Source organism: Bartonella queenslandensis AUST/NH15 (genome assembly GCF_000312585.1).
Taxonomy (GTDB): Bacteria; Pseudomonadota; Alphaproteobacteria; order Rhizobiales; family Rhizobiaceae; genus Bartonella; species Bartonella queenslandensis_A.
In genome coordinates, this window is sequence record NZ_HE998010.1 from 53,809 (window position 1) to 57,380 (window position 3,572).

Annotated in this window: 2 protein-coding genes; one reads left to right on the forward strand and one right to left on the reverse strand. The window is 34.8% G+C overall.

Annotated elements, in window-relative coordinates; all coding sequences use genetic code 11:
- The first annotated feature begins 1,078 nt into the window (after window positions 1-1,078).
- Entirely contained in the window at window positions 1,079-1,483 is a 405-nt protein-coding gene (locus BN338_RS07415; RefSeq protein WP_039760587.1) for a hypothetical protein, read from the forward strand.
- Between the two features lie 1,749 nt (window positions 1,484-3,232).
- Here the strand turns inward: BN338_RS07415 and BN338_RS07420 are convergent.
- Window positions 3,233-3,571 carry a helix-turn-helix domain-containing protein gene (locus tag BN338_RS07420; RefSeq protein ID WP_083868447.1) on the reverse strand — a complete coding sequence of 113 codons (339 nt, stop codon included), beginning with the start codon at window positions 3,569-3,571 and terminating at the stop codon, window positions 3,233-3,235.
- Between the last annotated feature and the right edge of the window lies 1 nt (window position 3,572).

Consider the following 3,572-nt stretch of genomic DNA (forward strand, 5'->3'; position numbering starts at 1 on the left):
TCAAGTACTAAAAAGGGAGTAGCTACATTGGGGTTGAGTGTGTGATGGTGTCAGCTTGCTCTTTTATTAAGCATATAAAGATGATGGTTCAATGGATTTTTATATTTCATGGGGAAGTTATCATTATACTATTCATGGGTGCTGCTGTGAAATGAACTTGTGTGAAATGGGGTTTGGAGGGCTTAAGAGATTGTTTCTTGAAAATTAGCGCGTGAATTGTCATTGAAGGCGTATCGAATGGATGGATTAAGAAACGCTTGAAAAGGTTCAAAAAATCTTATATAGTCACTCATTGCAAAGAAAAGCGAATGATCAGTGAAAAAGGGAGATTGATGGCTATTTAGCTATTTTAAGATTTCTTTTTTATAGTGCTATATGGCTGATCTGTTCAAAAGAGCATTCTTTTTGTGTTTTGTATAAAATACTGCGTGTATGCAGAAGGAGCACGGTGCGAGGGAGTGTCTTTTGAAGGGATGTAGCTAATCTTGTAGGGTACTGCTTTATGGGTGCCAGAGAGTATGCAGGTTTAGGTGCAGAGAAAGCCGTAAAGTTATGGAGGGTAAAATGCTGCTATCGGTGAAATGCTGAAGTTCTTAATAGGCTTAAGTCTTTATATGCTGCGAATTTTTTTTTGGCAGATGTTTTTTGTTGCCAAGTTTTTTATTGCCAAGGTTATTGTCAGAGCATTGTTATTTTCTGTTGAAGATTTGGCGGTGATAATAGGCTAGGCAAGAATGAAATAGGCTAGGCAAAATAGATAAATAGGCGTGAAATAGACAGAGAAAATTCGGAAGCTTTGATAAGTTTCGATATTGCTGCGCAGAAGTTTAAGTTTATGACATTTTGGTCAGTGAGTAGAGTAGCAATAATGGTTTTGGAGCAAAGCAAAAAAATATTTTAAGAGAATGTGCTGAAAGTTGCAGTGGTGTACGCTTTTAAGGACTGTCGTGTTATTGTCTGAGCAGTTTTTGCACTACGAGCGCGATTTGAGTGTATCAGCATTGAAGAAAAACTGTTTAATCTCTCTCATTTGAGAGTGAAAGTGCGATTAAACGATGTGATTGAAGGGGAAATAAAAATGTCTGTAGTGCAATATGGTGATGATAGTTTTGCAGCAAAAGCAAAAGCTCTTGATAATAATCTTATTGATCGTGATTGGGCGATGACAAAATTTGTCGCTGCTGTTAAAGGATTAGCTCAAGTGGTTGATTATGAAAGCAATATGCTAGAGAGCAGTGGTATGCCAGATTACGAAGAAATAAATTTATGTAAAATACGTGGTTTACGCGATCTTAATAAATCGATGAGCGATGTGAAACGCTATATGAATCAAGATATTGAGCATGAAGTTGAAAGTTTGCTGTCTGATTTACAAGAAAAATTACAGCGTAATAGTGAATTGCTTCAAATGCATTTAAATGCAGTCAATAACCTTTCGCAAGCTATGCAACTATCTGGACTTCCAAAAGAATTAGAAGAATAATCTAAATTTGATGACTATCGGCTGTTCTGTGTGATTATAATAATGAGGGAGAGCATCGATTTGAATAAAGAGTGTGTTTGTTAAGTTTACAGGTTTTAAGTGTGTTTGGGTATTTAAATTATCATTCTATTGTAAATTATCATTCTACTGTGCTGTAAAACAGAGTTTTTAAAACAGTCTCTTTTAAAGTTATGCCAAGTGTACGCATCTATGGGAAGTCAAGTGGAAGCGGCGTTTTAAGAGATGGTGGGTTGTTTACAGAGTATTGAGATTATTTACAGAATATTGTTTTAATGATTGGGTTGATAGGGCGCGTTGTTTCTTTGTTCGGGGAAGGAGGAAAGAGGATATTGAGATCCTAAAGGGGATATTGAGATCACCCTGTAACGCCATATGAAACAGCTTCCTTTAAAATGTGGTGATGTAAAGTTTTATACATTAAATACTTTTTAGAGTATGTGATGGATATTGCCTGTCTCGTGAAGCACTGTTTTTTGACATGTGGTGATAGGAAGTGATACTTTTTTAGAATTTACCTGTTTGAGACAACGATTAAAGCGGTTTAGTATTTTCTTTGGCAGATTTTGTCTGCTAGATTGAAGTGAGCATATCTTTGTTGAAATGAATATTTGAAAAGGGAAAATAGCTTCATTAGGGGAGAATTAGCTGTAAAGGTGATATTTTTACCATCATCTTTTAGCTTTACGGCTTTTAAAAGAATTTAAAGCGCTGTCTTTTAAAGAGCGAAAATGATACATTTCTTCATATTTTTGTTTATTACATTTTTTACTGGGATCACGTCCCTTATGTAAAACAGAACGGTTCAAAAAGAATGCATTTATTGTTCCCAGTATACAGCGCTTGTTTCAAAGAAAAATTTTTCAAAACTCATCACACCCATTTCGCAACAGCGCTCATTTTTGGACAGCGGCTGTAATGTTTTAATGGAAGAAACATCCTTTACGCAAAATAGAATATTCCAAACGGAATGTACGTGGGTTGTCAATTCACGTGTTTGTTTCAAAGAAATATTTCTTAAGGTAAGCCCATTTCACAATGGTACTTGTAATGCAATGGTGGGCTGGTGAAGGGCATAATAAGCGCCAGTGGAAATAATATAAAATCTATAGAGTACGACCATCTTTATGTTTAATGAAGGAGCAAATTGCAATGAAGGAGCAAATTGCATTGTCACATTTCTCAGTAACGTCATACATTTTTCCAGTTTCCAACGTTGCGATAGCTTTTGGTACTTGAGATTCTTGGGACATTGTTTATTCTTTTTTACCCATACCCTCTTTCTTGTGCGTGCAAACAAGTAATTTTAATTGATTTATCGCTAGGAGATAATTTTATTATATTCAGGATTAAAGTGGAAAAAAGATAATTTACCATGATCAATCAATATATTATTTATTTAAGCAAATGATAAGTGAAGATACGTCTAGGAGATGGAGTTATAGGAGTGGTCAAGAGTAAGAATTTTCTCGATGAGAAGTTGGATTGTTTATAGATCTAAAAGGGAAGTTAATGAGAAAAAGAACGCTATTGTTATGATGTGTTTCAAGATATTTTCAGGAATGTTTATGAAGAGCATAGATACATATGAAAAGAAAGTGTCGGGCTCCATATCATATGAAATTAGCTAAATGAAGTTTGTGCTAAAAACCGCGTTGTTTATGGATTGCAGCGCTTTGTTGTTCAGGGTGTGGCCAAGAATAGTAAAATATAGAGATTGTTTAAACCACTTTAATCTTGATCAGAAATTAATTTTAAAATGGCTTTTTGTTTGACAGATGGAAGGATTCTAAAACTTTTTAAAAGAAAAAACTCCTCTTTACTTGATGCGATTTCTTCATGATGATACGGGGCATTTTCTTTTGTGATGATATCAGTGTAAAAAAAGGTAAGTGGAACATTCAAAATATCGGAAATTTCCTTTAAACGCCCTGCGCTCACACGATTTAAGCCTTTTTCATATTTCTGGATTTGTTGAAAAGTAGCCCCTAAGTGTTGTCCTAATGTTTTTTGAGACATTCCTACCATTTTTCGCCTAAAACGAATTTTTTTGCCTACAAAGAGATCAATA

Excerpts from the sequence above, each read along its gene's own strand:
- BN338_RS07415 (WP_039760587.1), top strand. The coding sequence starts at position 1,079 with ATGTCTGTAGTGCAATATGGTGATGATAGTTTTGCAGCAAAAGCAAAA.